Below are 14,259 nucleotides of genomic sequence, written 5' to 3'. Positions count from 1 at the left end.
TTGAATGACAACCTCCCCGAACGCGGATACCGAATCGAACGATGGTCCGTGCATCCGCCGCCAGGAGGTCGTCGCGGATCTCGGACAGCAGGCGCTCGAAATCGACGATCTCGACGAGTTACTGCACGACGCCGCCACCGTTGTCGCCGAGACCCTGGACACCGAGTGCGCGAGCGTCTTCGAGTTGCTCCCGGGCGGCGAGGAACTCCGCCTTCGACGCGGCGTCGGCTGGGCCGACGATCTGGTCGGAACCGCGACGATACCGGCCGACTCGAGTTCGTACGCGGGGGAGGCGCTTCGCGCCGCGCAACCGGTCGTCGTCGAGGATCTCGACGGTGACGACCGGTTCTCCGGCTCCGACAGGCTGGGCGAGCGGGACGTCACCAGCGGGCTCAGCGTCAGTATCGGCCCGGACGAGCGGCCGTGGGGAATCCTGCGAACGCACGCGACCGACCGGCAATCGTTTTCCGACCGCGACGCGGCGTTCCTCCGCAGCGTCGCTACCGTACTCGCATCCGCGACCGAGAACGCGCGGGCGAAACGACGGTTCGAAGCGATCTTCGAGGATCCGAACATCCTCGTCGGACTGCTCGAGCCCGACGGGACGGTCCTCGACATCAACGGGACAGCCATGGAGTACATCGATGCCGACCTCGAGGACGTGACCGGCGAGCCGATCTGGGAGACGCCATGGTGGGGCGAGGGCGATCAAGCCCGATCGGACGTCCGGGAGTGGACCCGTCGGGCGGCAAACGGCGAGTACGTCGAGTTCGAGACCGACCTCACCCGGCCGAGCGGCGAGCGGTACACGATCGACGGCGTCTTCAGACCCGTCACGGACGACGACGGCGACGTCGTCTCCATTATCGTCTCCGATCGCGACGTGACTGAACGCAAGGAGCGGGAGCGCTACCTCGAGGACGCGAAAGCACAACTCGAGGCCGCGACCGAAGCGGGTGCGGTCGGGACGTGGGAGTGGGACGTCTCCGAGGACGAATTCGTCGCCGGGGCGTCGTTCGCCCGCACGTTCGGCATCGATCCCGAAGCGGCGCGAGACGGCGTTCCGCTCGAATTGTTGCTGTCGTCAGTCCACGAGGACGACCGCGACCGCGTCGAACGGCAGATCGAGACTGCCGTCGAGAACTGCGACGAGTACGAGGCGGAGTACCGCGTCCGGAACGACGACGACGAGCTCCGGTGGGTGGTCGCCCGCGGCCACGTCGAGGCCGACGACGACGGGAACCCCGAGACGTTCCCCGGGGCGCTGACGGATATCACGGACCGAAAGCGGGCCGAACTCGAGGCCGAGAAGCAACGCAAGCAACTCGAGACGCTGTTTCAGGTTCTGCCCGTGGGTGCGGTCGTCGCCGACGCAGATGGCTCGCTGCTCACGGCCAACGACACCGCGCGGGAGATCTGGGGCGACGACGTCTTCGACGCGGGGTGCGTCGACGAGTACACGAAGTACGACGCGGTCTGGGCGGACTCGGGGGAGCCGGTCGGTCCCGAGGACTGGACGATGACCCAGGTGCTTCGGGGCGAGGCGGTGACGGAACCCAACGTCTACGAGATCGACGCGTTCGACGGCGAGTGTCGGGTCATCATGGAACACGGGATGCCCGTCACTGACGAGTGCGGCGACGTGACTCGCGCGGTCGTGACGCTGACCGATATCACGGAACGCCGGGGAGTCCGGCGCAAACTCGAGGAATCGAACGAGCGCCTCGAGCAGTTCGCCTACGCGGCCAGTCACGACCTGCAGGAACCGCTGCGGATGGTCACGAGCTACCTCCGACTGCTCGAGAACCGGTACGAAGACGCCTTCGACGAGGACGGACAGGAGTTCCTCGACTACGCCGTCGACGGGGCCGAACGGATGAGCGAGATGATCGACGGCCTGCTCGCGTACTCCCGGATCGAAACGCGGGGCGATCCACTCGAGCCGGTCGATCTCGAGACCGTCCTCGACGACGTGATCGACGACCTGCAGTTTCAGATCGACGAGACCGACGCGGCGCTCGAACTCGACAACCTCCCCACCGTCGAGGGCGACGTGAGCCAGTTGCGGCAGGTGTTCCAGAACCTGCTGGATAACGCACTCACGTACCACGGCGACGACCCGCCTCGAATCTCCGTCGACGCGGAACGGCAGGGCGAACAGTGGGAAATCTCGGTTCGCGACGAGGGGATCGGCATCGCCTCCGAGGATCAGGAGCGCGTGTTTACCGTCTTCGACCGACTGCACGGCCAGGAGGAGTACGATGGCACGGGCATCGGGCTCGCGCTCTGCCAGCGGATCGTCGAACGCCACGGCGGCGAGATCTGGATCGACTCTGAGCCCGGCGAGGGGACGACGTTCTCGTTTACGCTGCCGGCGGTCGAGTGACGCCGGCCGGAAGCGGCCACTGCGGAGGGGTTTATTACTCTCGAACAGTTTCACGACTGCGCTGATGACGGGCGAGCCGAAACGCCCCGTATGACCATCCTCCTCCTCGGGGCAGTCCTGTTGCTCTGCCTCCTGCCGTCGCTCGTCTTCCTCGGATTCTGGTACGGACTGGGTCGCATGCAACGGAGTTCGATGCTCGCCCGAACGAGCGCCCGTGCGGGCGAATCCGATCCAGCGGTTACGTGGAACGACGTCGTCGACGCGTACGCGGACCCACAGCAGAGTCTCATTTCGACATCGGTCTCCTCACGGTCGGCGAGTCGCGACGATCGCTGTCCGACGTGCGCGACGGAAACCGACTCGGTCGGCTCGTTCTGTCACGGGTGTCTGCGAAAACTCGAGTGAGACGCGTTCGTGCTCCGGTCGCACGGATCCGCGACGGGAGAACCGTCCTCGTCGGCCACTACGCCAGTCGCGGGCCTCGCCCGGGAGCGACTACGAACCGACCACTAGGTCATCGTCGTCGTCCGCTTCGGTCCGCTCGATTGCCTCCCTGACCTCATCTTGCGTAGCCTCCTCGAGTTCGTCCTGGAACTTCGGCCACGGCCCGCGCTGACGGATACCCAGATGGACGAGTCGCCACCGGCCGTTGCCGTCCTGCACGAAGTCGTCGTGACCGGCGGCCCGAATGTTGTGGTGAGGATGGCCCCCTGGGTGAGGATGAGATTGCCGGGGCAGCCCCCGTAGGGACCGTTCGGAGCGTGCCGCGGTAGCAAAACCTCCGCCGTCAGTCGCGGTGGCGACGCCGATCTCCGAGCCGCGAATCCACGCTTTCCCCGGTACGTCGATGTTCGACCGTCGCTGCGTGTAGAGCAGCCACCACTCCTCGTTCTCGCGGTGCCACATGATCGACGGATCCGCCGCGCCGTCGAACACCGGATCGCGAAACAGCGGTTCGGGTGCGTCTCCGATCGCGAACGACGGTGCGCCGGGTGCTAACGGATTTCACTCCATACTTCTGTCGGTCATCCCTCTCAATGAAAACGGTTCTGTGAGCGGAACTAATCAGCACACCTCCAAACAGGGCCGGGATACGCTGAGTCGTTTGGAGGGTGACGGACGTTTCGAGTGCTATTCCGGTATCAATCGCCGTACGACGAGCGTCTAGTACCCTCTCTAGAATTTGAACCATGTCCGGACGTGTAGTACGGTTTGACGACTTGGCTGCACGGTCGGCTGAGATGGGAATCCTGAATGGAGAATAGACAATCTAAATATTAATAGAAAATTACATGTTCGCTAACAAGGATGAAGTACGTAGAGACAATAGGCACGGGTATGGCTACTAGTCCGTCTAACGATTGGGAATGGGCTGAGAGATGGAATCAGTTATTCGACATTCTTTCCGTCGAGCCGCGGCGAGAGATCATTAATTCGTTGCTGGATGAACCACAAGAGCGCCGGATCTCGCTGCCTGAAGCTGCAGAATCCCCCAATCAATCGATGGACTCCGAGACGTTAGCAATTCACTTGCGCCATCACCACCTCCCGAAGCTCGCCGAAGCGGGGTACGTTCGCTGGGATCGCGAACGGTTCTGTGTCCAGCGCGGCCCTAATTTCGCGGAACCGGCATTTATCGTTGAGAACGTGTTCGAGTCGATAGACGAGATCCCCAAGTCCTTGGTTGACAACTGTAAGATTATACAGAAGAGCAGTAACGATGACGCAAACTGACGTCGTCACCAGCGTTGTCAAAGCGGTAGCTGCCCAGGATGGGGTAGAACCAGCGGAACTCGATTTGCTGTACGAGTACATCGATCCCGAAATATTAGAGAACCTATGTGATCAAGAAAAGGGTGACTGGAACTTTACGTTCCAATATTCTGATCATCAAGTCACTTTGACCCACGAGGGACAGATCTTCGTTGATGGTATCCTGCATACGACGAGTATGTCGACGGCGGGTGAATGACCGGTGGGTGACGCGGCTTTACCACCCGAAACTGGAACCCCTGCCGGGCTGACCTCCACCGCTGTATTACCGACCAGTTCAGACAATCGCCCGACAACGCCGAGGTAGAAAGCGCAATCCACTTCAGCATCGTAGAGATTCTCGTCTATTCCAGTTGAGAGGGAAGTGAAATCGCATGCGGTGAGGCCGTCGGGATGCTCCATCTAGGATGTGAACTACGCGAAACGCTCGCTAACACTCGCGTTTTTCTACTTCAAATCGCCAGATAGCAGTCTTCGCTCACGATATTGTTCGCGAAGAAGTGCTCCGTCTGGGATTTGAACCCAGGTCATCGGCTCGAAAGGCCGAAATGATTGGCCGGACTACACCAACGGAGCGATCACTGCGTTCCCGCTCCGAGCCTCGACGGACTTCGTCCATCTCGCCAGCGGAGCGTGCGTCGAACGCAATAGGTCGTTGCCGAGGCCTAGTAAAAAACGTTCCGTTCCGCGGCCGTAATGGCACGCCCTCTCTCGGTCGGATTATTGTCATCTCTTCGTCCTCATTTCTGAGCCAGTGGGCACCGAATAGTGGCGCCTCAATCCTTCAAATGCCGATTTTCTCGTCGATTCGCGAACGCCGCCGACTTCTCAATCCTTTTGAGCCCGCAACACAACCACTCGCACGTGAAATTCGTTCGCTTCCGCGATCCGGCCGGCGCCGTGCGCCGCGGCGAGTACGAAGATGGCTCCGTTCACTTCGGAAACGAGAGCTACGCCCTCGAGGACGACGCGATCGACGTGCTGCCACCCTGCGAGCCGTCGAAGATCGTCTGCATCGGTCGCAACTACGCCGATCACGCCGACGAGATGGGGTCGGACTTGCCCGATCGGCCGCTGTTGTTCCTGAAGCCGCCGAACGCCGTCGCCGCCCACGGCGACACCGTCACCGCGCCCGCCGGCAAGGAGCGCATCGACTACGAGGCCGAACTCGGCGTCGTCATCGGCGAGCAGTGTCGCTACGTCCCCGTCTCGGACGCGATGGACGTCGTCGAGGGCTACACCTGCATCGACGACGTTTCGAACCGCGACGACCAGAACGAGGAACAGAACTGGATCCGCGGGAAGGCTTTCGACGGCGCCGCGCCGATGGGGCCGGTGCTCGCGACCCCCGACGAGGTGCCCGACGACGCCAGCGTGCAGTCCCGCGTCAACGGCGAACTCAGGCAGGACGGCTCCCGCGAGCAGCTCATCTTCCCCATCCCGGAGCTGATCGCCGAGATCACGACCTACATGACCTTAGAGCCCGGCGACGTCATCGCCACCGGAACGCCCGAGGGCGTCGGTCCGCTCGAGGACGGCGACGAGGTCGAGATCGAGGTCGAGGGCGTCGGAACGCTCGAGCACAGCATTCGGCGGCCCTGACGCCGCGTCGGCAGCCGAACCTTTTTCGGGTCGCTCGAGCGAAGCGCCCGTATGACCGTTCGATTCGGCGCGGTGACCGTCGACTGGCTCGGCCTCGCGACGATCCGCCTCGAGGGCCGGACCGGCGCCGTCGTCTACGTCGATCCGGGCCCGGAGGAGCGCGACGCGCTCGCGGGCGAGCCGCGGGACGGTGATCTGATTCTTGTCTCTCACGACCACCACTACGATCCGGACTCGATCCAACGGGTGGCCCGCGACGATGCCATGGTCCTCGTTCACGAGTCGATCGACGCCACAGAGATCGATCGGGTCGACGAGGGCCCCGAGGACCTCTCCTACGACGTCGAGCGCGTCCGCGCCGACGAGTCGTTCGTCCTCGGGCCGCTGGATCTGTTCACGACGCCCGCCTACAACGATCCCGCGGGACCGCACGTCGACGAGAACGGCGCGCCCTACCACCCCGAGGGCGAGGGCTGCGGCTTCGGCGTCACGATCGACGGCGTCACCGCGTTCTGGCCCGGCGACACCGACGCGCTGCCGGTCCACGAGGAGTTGTCCGTCGATCTCTTCTGTCCGCCGATTGGTGGGACGTTCACCATGGACCGCCGCGAGGCCGCCGACCTCGCCGCGCGACTCGAGCCGGATCTCGTCCTTCCGGTTCACTACGACGCGTTCGCGGCGATCGAGACCGACGCGGACGCGTTCGTGGTCGACGTCGCGAACCGCGGCGTGCCGGTCGTCCTCGACGAACCGGGAACGAACTGAGCCGCCGATCGCTCTCGATCGCTGCCGACTAGTCGGCCGTCCTGACAGACAGCCGTACTGACCGCTCCAAAGCGTTAGTGTCGCTGGCGCCGACCGCTCTCGTATGGGCGGCTATCGTCGGTCGAGTCGGGACGGGCCCGCATCGCAGTACTGCGCGCAATGTGGGACCGGTCTCGAGAGACGGATGAACTACTGTCCGAACTGTGGCGCCGCGACCGATCGATCGACCGCCGGACCGCGGAGGCGGACCGCCACCGCTGCGACCCGGAGCGATCGAGGGGGACGAAACGCTGATATCGAAACGGAGACGAGCGACCGCGACCGCCTCGAGCACCGGATCACGCGGGCCTCCCGAGAGGGGTGGCGACTCGAGCACGATTTCGGCGATCGCGCCGTCATGGTACGCCGGACGTTCGGAAACGCGAAGGAGCACCTCGCGGTCGCGCTGGTCACCGTCTGGTTCACGATGGGGATCGGCAACGCCCTCTGGGGCGCCTACCGGTACTTCGGCGACGCCGAGCGGCTGATCCTGCGAGCCGACCGCGTCGAGGGGAGCGAGGTCGAGCAGACCCGCGGCGATGCCGCGGCCGGCTCCGGGCTGCACTGGCGAGTGGTCGCCGGCGGCTGCTGGCTGGTCGCCGCGATCGTCGCGGTAATCGCTCTCGAGGTCGCGGCCGCGGCGGCGACCGTCGTGTTGGTCGCGCTCGCCGCCCTCTTCGCGATGCTGGGCGCGAGCGCCCTGCCGTCGGTTCGGCGCCGCCTCGAGAGTCGGCACCCGATCGGGGCGAACGGTCGGATCCGGTCGGTCGAGGAACGGACGGTCGTCGCCCCCGACCGCCCGTGTGCCGCCTGTGCGGACCCCGTCGGGCGCGGCCTCGAGCGCATCTATCGGGACGAGTGCTGTGCCCTCGGCGTTCCGCTGACGATCTCCGAGGGACGCAACTACTACTGCCGGGCGTGTGCGAACGCCGAGGGAACCGGTGCCGGCGAGCGGACCGCGACCGAGTCGGCCGCGGCCGGGGAGCCGGACCGCGATCCGGAATCAGAACACGCCTGAACATCGGTACCGACGCGCGGTCGCCGCCGCTCGAGTCGACTGTACCGGAGAGAAGCGAACGCGGAACCTCGAGTCGAATCCGGTATCTTGAGTCGATTCACAGCAGATCGGAGGACGAGTACTCCCGTTCGAAATTAGCACTGGAGCAAAGCGGGTCGGTTCGGTAACTACGCCCCCACCGAGATAGCGCGTTCACTCTGAGAAGGCCGAACGGCGGAATCGGCTCTTCACGAGCAGTCCGATTCCGAGGAGTGCGAGTATCCCTCCGACGGTGAGGTGCGGGCTGGCGGTGGCGGCGTCGAACGCCGTTTCGAAGAGCGACCGTTGGCGCCCGTAGTAGACGACGCCTCCGGCGGCCGCGTAAAACGCGATCGTCCCGACCGCCGTGTAGACGCCGAATCTCGCGGGAAGCATGTTGGCGAACCCCGCCGGAATAGAGATCACGGAACGTAACACGGGCAGGAACCGTCCCCAGAGGACCGACGATTGTCCCCACCGTCGGAACCATTCTCGCCCCTCGTCGATGCGGTCGTCTGAAACGGTGATTCGATTCCGGATCCAGTCTCCCTCACCGACTCGAGAGCCGCGAAACACGTAGAACGGAACGAACGCTCCGACCGTCCCGCCGGCGCTGGCCGCGAGCACGAACACGAAAAACGAGACGGGGTCAGTGATGAGTAGTGCAGCCGCCGCCGGAACCACGGCTTCGCTCGGGAGAAACGGAAACAGCATCGACGCCTCGAGGAAGGTAAACAGGCACAGTGCGAGCGGGCCGTATAATTGCACGAACCGGAGCGCCACCTCCGTTACGTCTACCATGGGTGGCGTAAGTGGCGACGTCGTAATACCCCTTTGACGAGCAGGAAGGCGTGCTAGAGAAGTCGATTCTACTGAACTCGGGTTCCGCAGCCACTCTCAGTAAAGCAATCGTCTCTCCAACTACTGGTAGCGGATTCCGCTGAACGGCGGTTACGGGCGTCTAGAGGACGCCCATATCGTCGAGCCGTTCGGGCAGATACGTGTCCGTCACGAAGTCGAGCCCGTGGGACGCCAGCGACTGCTGTTCGGACTTCTTCTCGATGTCGAGTTGGAGTTCGATCTGTTCCTCCCAGTAGTCGGTCTGGAAGCGCGGGTCCTCGAGCTCGCTCTCTAAGGCGTTGATGTCCGAGTCCGAGAGCGGGTCGGTTGGCAGGTCGTACTCGACGATGTCGGCCGGCTGGATGCCGATAAACTTCGCTTCGGGCGTCGCGAGGTACTCCGAGAGGTGGGCCGACTTGATCGACCCGTAGGCGACGGAGCCGTAGATGCGGTACGACCACGGGTCACCGTCAGTGAAGACCACCACGGGGAGCCCGAGCTCGTCGTGGAAGCGCTTCGTCAGTCGGCGCGTGGCCCGCGCGGGCTGTCCGCCGAGGTGGACGACGATCGCGTCGTACTCCTCGTCGAAGCCGTTCTCGACGAGTCGATCGCGCATGCCGCCGGTCTCTACGCAGAGGACGAAATCGGCGTCGTTGTCGAGGAACTCGATCATGTCCGGGTTGTTCGGGATCTGGTACCCGCCTTGCCCCACGTCGAGCTGGCAGTGGATGTCGCGGTCGCCGCGCTTGGTCTGCTCGCGGATGTAGAGCGGCCCCATCACCTTCGCGCCCGACTCCTCGGGGCGCATGTGGAAGTCCTCGCGGGTGACTCCGGAGACGATCTCCAGATCCTCGACCATGCTGTTGGACTCGTCCTGGCTCGTGAACTGGGCCTCGTCGTTGTCCCAGCTCTCCGAGAGGTAGTAGAGTTCACGCAGGGTCGACGAGCGATCCTGCTCGAGTTGCTCTACGAGGAAGTCGATCGTATACGTCGCTTTCAGCAGCTTTCGAGCGCCGCTTACCGAGTTCGCCGAGCGGGTCGATTCCCGGTCGCCGTATACCCAGACGTCGCTCTCCTCGTCGTACTCGATGTTGTTCTTCGTCCGCGTCGGCACGGACATGTGGGGGATCTCGCCCAGTTCGAACTGGTCGTAGAACTGCGCGGCGAGATCGATCAACTGCTCTTGGGCTTGCTGGTCGTTGTCTGCGCTCATTGTTTCACCGTGAGTTTCTCACTTTCGACACCCTTTACGTCCAGACTGCACTCCGCGCCGTCGGCCACCTCGTACTCGAGGGTGGCCTCGTCGTCGCTCGAGACCTCGGGTTCCCACTTGACGAACCACTCGCCGTCCATCTCGACGACGGTCGCGTCGTCGGGGAGGCTCGTCGGCTCGTCGGAGACGATGTCGGTGATCTCCAGGGACTCGTTCGTATTGGAGTTGTTCTCGACGGTGACCGAGACGGCCTGGCCGTCGCCGTTTTCCTTGACGCTTCGCTCGACGAGCACGTTGTTCATGATGCGCGCGATGGCATCGCCGATGTCGGGTTCGTCGCGGCCGGTGACCTCGGCGACCTTCTCGGCCATCTCCGGGAGGATCGTCCCGAGGACATTCTGTTTCTTCCGGCGCTGTTGCATCGAGCGGCGCTTGTTGAGATAGCTCTTGAGCTCTCGGGCTGCCTCGCGGATCGCGAGCTCGATCTCGTCTTCGATCTCGGGGACGTTCGCGACGGCGTCCTTCGACTCGCTGGTGAACGGGACGTTCGTCGACGCGACGTGGATCATGATCACCGCCGGCCCCTTCGGCAGGCCGGAGCCGCCGGGCTGGTCGAGTCCGTAGTTGCGCCAGCCGATCGATTTGACGACGTCGGTCGTCGCACACGCGCCGCGCTGATAGACCAGCGGGACGCGGTTGGCAAAGCGCATGACGTTGACACTTCCTTCACTCTCTAAGTCGCCGCCGTAGGCGATGCCGGCCTCGACGATGAACGGATCGCCGCCGTGGACCTCTGCGTCGCGGGTCGCGGAGGCGTAGAAGTCGGCGTCGAACTCCTTCTCGAGGCCGGCGCTGATCAGCTCCTCGGAGATCGGCGAGAGACACCGCGTCGGCGGCGCCATGATATCGGTCGCGCGCATCCCGTCGACGAGGTCGCTGGCGGCGTCCCGGTCGCCAGCGAGTTCGCGGACCAGCGGCGGGTCGTCGGGGACGGTCGCCATCACGTCCCAGACGGCCTCGGTGATGTTCTCGCGAGCGGTGTCGCCGAAGGAGACGTCGTCGTACTCCTCGGTGAGATCCGCGGCACGGTCGACGTGCGCGCGGAGTCGCTTGCGGGTGAGCCGGTGGCGGACGTTACCGTCCTCGCCCTCGCCGCCCTCGAGTTCGTCGTCGAACTTCGCCGCGAGCCGGTCGGCGAAGGCGCGGATCACCTCGTCGTCCTTGCGGGTGCTCGTCGCCTCGTCGGCGAGCTCGTAACAGTCGGCGACGAGTCGGGACTCGACGGGTTCGTCGGCGGTCTCGCCGGCCGCGTCGGCCTCCGATCGAGCGTCGATCAGCGCGAGCCAGACGGCCTCGACGGCGTTTTCGCGGACGGTGTCGCCGAACGTCGTGCCGTGCTCGGCCTCGACCTCGTCGGCGGCCGAATCGACGACCGCGAGCAGTTCGTGGTGGGCGATCCGGTCCGTCTCGTCGACGCGCTCGGCGATGACGTCGGCGAAGGCGGCCGTGGCGTCGGCGCCCTTGTTCGCGGTGGCCTCGGAGACCGCGGCCTCGAGGTCAACATCCTCATGTTCGGTGGGCGGCCGCCAGCGCATCTCGCGGCCGTAGTGGCGGTCGCGGAACTCGTCGATGATCGAGTCGGCGGTCTTCTTCCCGACGCGGGTGAACTCCTCCTGGAGGAAGCCGGAGACGGTCTGGGAATCCGTCGACGTCAGCATCTTCATGACGGTCCCGAGCTCGACCCCGTGGGGGTGGGGTCGGATCTCCTCGGTCTCCTCGGGGAGCTGGTCAGTCGCGCGCTCGAACTTGAAGTGTTCCTGCGGTTCGCGGAGTTCGAGACGCGCGTGGGGGTTGACGACCGCCGTGTGCTTGATGTAGTCGTGGAGCTGCTGGCGGGCGCGCATGTTCGCCTCCATCTCGAGTTCGATGCGCGTCCCGTGAGGGCGGTCCCAGGAGGTGGTCTCCGCGACGCTGATCTCGGGCTCGTTGCTGTCGGTGTCGACGATGAGTTCGAAGTACTCGGCCTCGCTCGAGCCCTGGGTTCGGCTGGTGATCTTGGCGGGTTTCCCGCTCGTCAGTTGAGAGTAGAGGACGGCGGCGGAAATCCCGATTCCCTGCTGGCCGCGGGACTGTTCGCGGGCGTGGAACCGGGAGCCGTAGAGCAGTTTCCCAAAGACCTTCGGGAGCGACTCCTTCGTGATCCCCGGCCCGTTGTCCTCGACGATCAGCCGGTAGTAGTCGCCGGCCTCCTCGATCTCGACGTAGATATCCGGGAGAATACCCGACTCCTCGGCGGCGTCCAGAGCGTTGTCGACGGCCTCTTTGACGGCCGTGACGAGGCCTCGAGCACCGCTGTCGAAGCCGAGCATGTGCTTGTTCTTCTCGAAGAACTCGGCGATGGAGATCGCTTGCTGGTTCTCGGCCAGCTCCTCGGCGATCCCCGCCTCGTCACCGAGTGTCGACTGAAACGACGTCATTGTCCCTTCATACTAACGGCGGGGCTAAAAGGTGTGCGCTACCGGAGCGGAAGTGAACGTGGTCAACAGTTGTCTCGCCGAGCCGCCGTCCTCGAGCTCTGATCGCGTCGAAGACGGGTTGCTATTTCCACAGCTGAGAGGGCAGCGGAGATTGCGTTTTATCCGAGCTATTGCTAAATAAGCAGCATTAATCGGAATACGTTGCAAAAAGAACAAAGTAGTGGGACACATCTGCGAAACTGAGAGATGGACCTCGACGCGACGAACAAGGCCGTACTGTATCTTCTCCAGCAGGATGCACGCCGGATCACGACCCAGGAGATGGCCGAGCAGATCGGCGTCTCGGCCAGCACCGTTCGGAACCGTATCGAACAACTGGAATCGGAGGGAATCATCCGGGGCTACCATCCCGACATCGACTACGACAAAGCGGGGCTCCAGTTGCACGTTCTCTTCATCTGCTCGGCCCCGAACCCGGAGCGCGAGCGACTCGCCCGCGAGGCCCGCGAGGTCAGCGGCGTCGTCACGATACAGGAGGTGCTCAACGGAACGGATAACGTCCAGATCGAAGCCGTCGGGACCGACACCGACGATATCGCCCGCGTGAGCGACGAACTCAGCGAGCTCGGGTTCGACGTCGTCAACTCGAAAATCCTGAAGAGCCTCCACAAACAGCCGTTCGACCACTTCGGCCAGCAGTTAGTCGACGAGAACGAGACCGATGAGTGATGCGAGCGGCCCGGTCGAGTTCGACGTGGAGTCCCGACGGTATCGAGCGCAGTACGACTTCGAGACGACGGCGCCGAGCGTCGCCGTCGTCGACGTCATCGAGACCGTCTTCGATGACGAACGTGATCGCGGCCCGCTCTACGACGTCGTCGATCCGGAGGCCCTCGACCGCCTCCTCGAGTCCGATTCCGGACGCGACCAACGCGGCTTGCGATCGGCCTCGTTCGAGTACCGCGGCGCGCTGGTGACCGTCGTCAGCGACGGCTCGGTCGTGATCGGACTGGACGACGAGATCGGTCGGTGAGCGTCCGCGAACGAGCCGGCAGTCGAGATCCTCACTCTTCGACCGGCGGCCACTCCCACGCGTCGGCTTCGACCACGCCGAGCAGGTGCCGCCGGCGGTCGGTCAACTCCGCAAGGGCCTCGGCGAACTCCTGGTCCGAGCCGGTCGGGATGTCGTCCTCGCGGAGGCGATCGAGATCCGGCGAGCGCGGGACCGCCGGTTTGGGCTCGATAAACGACTCGTCGAGCGTGTCGATGTAACTCCGGGCGCTCGAGCGTGTGCTTTCAACGATCGCAGGGTCGGGACTGTGCTCGTCGGGGATGGCGTACCGAAAGAGGGTGAGCGACTCGTCGAGGACGGAAACGGCCACCGCCGACGCCTGCTCGCTCTGCTCGCTGTGATAGTAGTGCAAGATCGGGTAGGACTTGTGCTGCTCGGCGAGCGTGCTCAGATCGTCACTGAGCGACTCGAGCGTCAACTCGAGGCCGTCGAAGTTCTCGCCGTTCCAGCCGGCACGGACGAACGCCTCGCTCCGGCCGCCGAGTCCCGAGACGGTGCTGGCGAACGAGCGCTTATCGGAGACGGCGCCCAGCACGGAGAGGATGTAGGAGACGCCGAGCGTGACGAACGCCATGCCGGACGCGGTCGTGAACGAACTGGCGATCTCCCAGATGTCGCCGCCGTATGTGGGGGAGTAATCGCCGTTGCCGTCGGTGAACATCGTGTACGCGACGTAGTAGAACCGGCCCGCCCAGTCGGCGGTGCCGCCGGTACGGGTGTTGACCAGTGCGAGGGGGTAGCTGGCGAAGACGAACGTCCAGCCGATCCAGATGAGTCCGATCCACATCGCGAGCGTCAGAGTGAGGATCAGCGGACCGGCGAGGCTGAGCGCCTTGTTTCGGTCTCCAGTTAGGGTCCGGAGTCCGTACCAGACGCCGGTCGTGAGGCGTCCGGAGAGGGGGCCCGAGCCGCCGTCGACCCACAGCGTTGTCCAGAGGATATCGACGAAGGCGGCGAGCAGCAGGCCGATACCGACGACGAGGTACAGCGGTTGCATTACCACCCTCTACCGGAAGGACACCCGTCAACAATGGCCCGGTTACTGACGCGGTTTTT

At 64.3% G+C, this 14,259-nt stretch carries 14 protein-coding genes and 1 tRNA gene; 9 read left to right on the top strand and 6 right to left on the bottom strand.

What is annotated here, in order from left to right; all coding sequences use genetic code 11:
* The first annotated feature begins 4 nt into the window (after positions 1-4).
* Positions 5-2,386: an ATP-binding protein gene (locus EH209_RS02190; RefSeq protein WP_126661342.1), complete on the top strand. Its 2,382-nt coding sequence runs from the start codon at positions 5-7 to the stop codon at positions 2,384-2,386.
* A 90-nt stretch (positions 2,387-2,476) separates the two neighbouring features.
* Positions 2,477-2,791 (top strand): zinc ribbon domain-containing protein, encoded by a 315-nt coding sequence (locus tag EH209_RS02185; RefSeq protein WP_126661341.1) that lies wholly within the window; start codon positions 2,477-2,479, stop codon positions 2,789-2,791.
* A 90-nt stretch (positions 2,792-2,881) separates the two neighbouring features.
* Here the strand turns inward: EH209_RS02185 and EH209_RS02180 are convergent, their stop codons facing one another.
* Positions 2,882-3,322, bottom strand: a complete 441-nt coding sequence (locus EH209_RS02180) for a hypothetical protein (RefSeq protein ID WP_126661340.1) — start codon at positions 3,320-3,322, stop codon at positions 2,882-2,884.
* A 372-nt stretch (positions 3,323-3,694) separates the two neighbouring features.
* On the opposite strand from EH209_RS02180, the gene EH209_RS02175 reads away from it, so the two are divergent.
* Together EH209_RS02175 and EH209_RS02170 are read left to right on the top strand one after the other, a co-directional pair.
* On the top strand, positions 3,695-4,120 hold the full coding sequence (locus EH209_RS02175) for a DUF7344 domain-containing protein (RefSeq protein WP_229380126.1): 426 nt from the start codon (positions 3,695-3,697) through the stop codon (positions 4,118-4,120).
* A complete protein-coding gene (locus tag EH209_RS02170) occupies positions 4,107-4,358 on the top strand; it encodes a HalOD1 output domain-containing protein (RefSeq protein WP_126661339.1) in 252 nt (83 codons plus the stop codon). Before EH209_RS02175 ends, EH209_RS02170 begins: the two co-directional genes overlap by 14 nt.
* Before the next feature lie 302 nt (positions 4,359-4,660).
* Here EH209_RS02170 and EH209_RS02165 read toward each other — a convergent pair.
* Positions 4,661-4,735, bottom strand: a tRNA-Glu gene (locus tag EH209_RS02165).
* A gap of 288 nt (positions 4,736-5,023) precedes the next feature.
* Here EH209_RS02165 and EH209_RS02160 point away from each other — a divergent pair.
* From EH209_RS02160 to EH209_RS02150, 3 genes are all read left to right on the top strand, one after another.
* Positions 5,024-5,761 (top strand): fumarylacetoacetate hydrolase family protein, encoded by a 738-nt coding sequence (locus EH209_RS02160; RefSeq protein ID WP_126661338.1) that lies wholly within the window; start codon positions 5,024-5,026, stop codon positions 5,759-5,761.
* Positions 5,762-5,812: 51 nt separating this feature from the next.
* Positions 5,813-6,526, top strand: a complete 714-nt coding sequence (locus EH209_RS02155; protein ID WP_126661337.1) for an MBL fold metallo-hydrolase — start codon at positions 5,813-5,815, stop codon at positions 6,524-6,526.
* Between the two features lie 184 nt (positions 6,527-6,710).
* Entirely contained in the window at positions 6,711-7,583 is an 873-nt protein-coding gene (locus tag EH209_RS02150) for a zinc ribbon domain-containing protein (RefSeq protein ID WP_249038734.1), read from the top strand.
* 192 nt (positions 7,584-7,775) lie between these two features.
* On the opposite strand, the gene EH209_RS02145 is transcribed toward EH209_RS02150, so the two are convergent.
* The 3 genes from EH209_RS02145 to EH209_RS02135 all read right to left on the bottom strand — a co-directional run bounded on the left by EH209_RS02145 (position 7,776) and on the right by EH209_RS02135 (position 12,131).
* Positions 7,776-8,402, bottom strand: coding sequence for a DedA family protein (locus EH209_RS02145; RefSeq protein ID WP_126661335.1), 627 nt, complete (start codon positions 8,400-8,402; stop codon positions 7,776-7,778).
* 160 nt (positions 8,403-8,562) lie between these two features.
* On the bottom strand, positions 8,563-9,654 hold the full coding sequence (locus EH209_RS02140; RefSeq protein WP_126661334.1) for a DNA topoisomerase IV subunit A: 1,092 nt from the start codon (positions 9,652-9,654) through the stop codon (positions 8,563-8,565).
* Positions 9,651-12,131, bottom strand: a complete 2,481-nt coding sequence (locus EH209_RS02135) for a DNA topoisomerase VI subunit B (protein WP_126661333.1) — start codon at positions 12,129-12,131, stop codon at positions 9,651-9,653. Before EH209_RS02135 ends, EH209_RS02140 begins: the two co-directional genes overlap by 4 nt.
* 246 nt (positions 12,132-12,377) lie before the next feature.
* Between EH209_RS02135 and EH209_RS02130 the strand changes: the two genes are divergently transcribed.
* Together EH209_RS02130 and EH209_RS02125 are read left to right on the top strand one after the other, a co-directional pair.
* A complete protein-coding gene (locus EH209_RS02130; RefSeq protein ID WP_126661332.1) occupies positions 12,378-12,860 on the top strand; it encodes an Lrp/AsnC family transcriptional regulator in 483 nt (160 codons plus the stop codon).
* On the top strand, positions 12,853-13,164 hold the full coding sequence (locus tag EH209_RS02125) for a HalOD1 output domain-containing protein (RefSeq protein WP_126661331.1): 312 nt from the start codon (positions 12,853-12,855) through the stop codon (positions 13,162-13,164). The genes EH209_RS02130 and EH209_RS02125 overlap by 8 nt, the downstream gene beginning before the upstream one ends.
* Positions 13,165-13,195: 31 nt before the next feature.
* Here the strand turns inward: EH209_RS02125 and EH209_RS02120 are convergent, their stop codons facing one another.
* Positions 13,196-14,200: a two pore domain potassium channel family protein gene (locus EH209_RS02120; RefSeq protein ID WP_126661330.1), complete on the bottom strand. Its 1,005-nt coding sequence runs from the start codon at positions 14,198-14,200 to the stop codon at positions 13,196-13,198.
* Positions 14,201-14,259: the final 59 nt, after the last annotated feature.

This window comes from Haloterrigena salifodinae, assembly GCF_003977755.1.
Taxonomy (GTDB): domain Archaea; phylum Halobacteriota; class Halobacteria; order Halobacteriales; family Natrialbaceae; genus Haloterrigena; species Haloterrigena salifodinae.
The sequence above is the reverse complement of the archived record's forward strand: the minus strand, read 5'-3'. Positions and strand labels throughout refer to the sequence as shown.

Bases quoted from the DNA above. Each gene is read 5' to 3' on its own strand.
- EH209_RS02125 (WP_126661331.1), top strand. From the start codon at position 12,853: ATGAGTGATGCGAGCGGCCCGGTCGAGTTCGACGTGGAGTCCCGACGG.
- EH209_RS02135 (WP_126661333.1), bottom strand. From the start codon at position 12,131: ATGACGTCGTTTCAGTCGACACTCGGTGACGAGGCGGGGATCGCCGAG.
- EH209_RS02190 (WP_126661342.1), top strand. From the start codon at position 5: ATGACAACCTCCCCGAACGCGGATACCGAATCGAACGATGGTCCGTGC.
- EH209_RS02140 (WP_126661334.1), bottom strand. From the start codon at position 9,654: ATGAGCGCAGACAACGACCAGCAAGCCCAAGAGCAGTTGATCGATCTC.
- EH209_RS02170 (WP_126661339.1), top strand. From the start codon at position 4,107: ATGACGCAAACTGACGTCGTCACCAGCGTTGTCAAAGCGGTAGCTGCC.
- EH209_RS02150 (WP_249038734.1), top strand. From the start codon at position 6,711: ATGAACTACTGTCCGAACTGTGGCGCCGCGACCGATCGATCGACCGCC.
- EH209_RS02175 (WP_229380126.1), top strand. From the start codon at position 3,695: ATGAAGTACGTAGAGACAATAGGCACGGGTATGGCTACTAGTCCGTCT.
- EH209_RS02130 (WP_126661332.1), top strand. From the start codon at position 12,378: ATGGACCTCGACGCGACGAACAAGGCCGTACTGTATCTTCTCCAGCAG.
- EH209_RS02185 (WP_126661341.1), top strand. From the start codon at position 2,477: ATGACCATCCTCCTCCTCGGGGCAGTCCTGTTGCTCTGCCTCCTGCCG.
- EH209_RS02145 (WP_126661335.1), bottom strand. From the start codon at position 8,402: ATGGTAGACGTAACGGAGGTGGCGCTCCGGTTCGTGCAATTATACGGC.
- EH209_RS02155 (WP_126661337.1), top strand. From the start codon at position 5,813: ATGACCGTTCGATTCGGCGCGGTGACCGTCGACTGGCTCGGCCTCGCG.
- EH209_RS02120 (WP_126661330.1), bottom strand. From the start codon at position 14,200: ATGCAACCGCTGTACCTCGTCGTCGGTATCGGCCTGCTGCTCGCCGCC.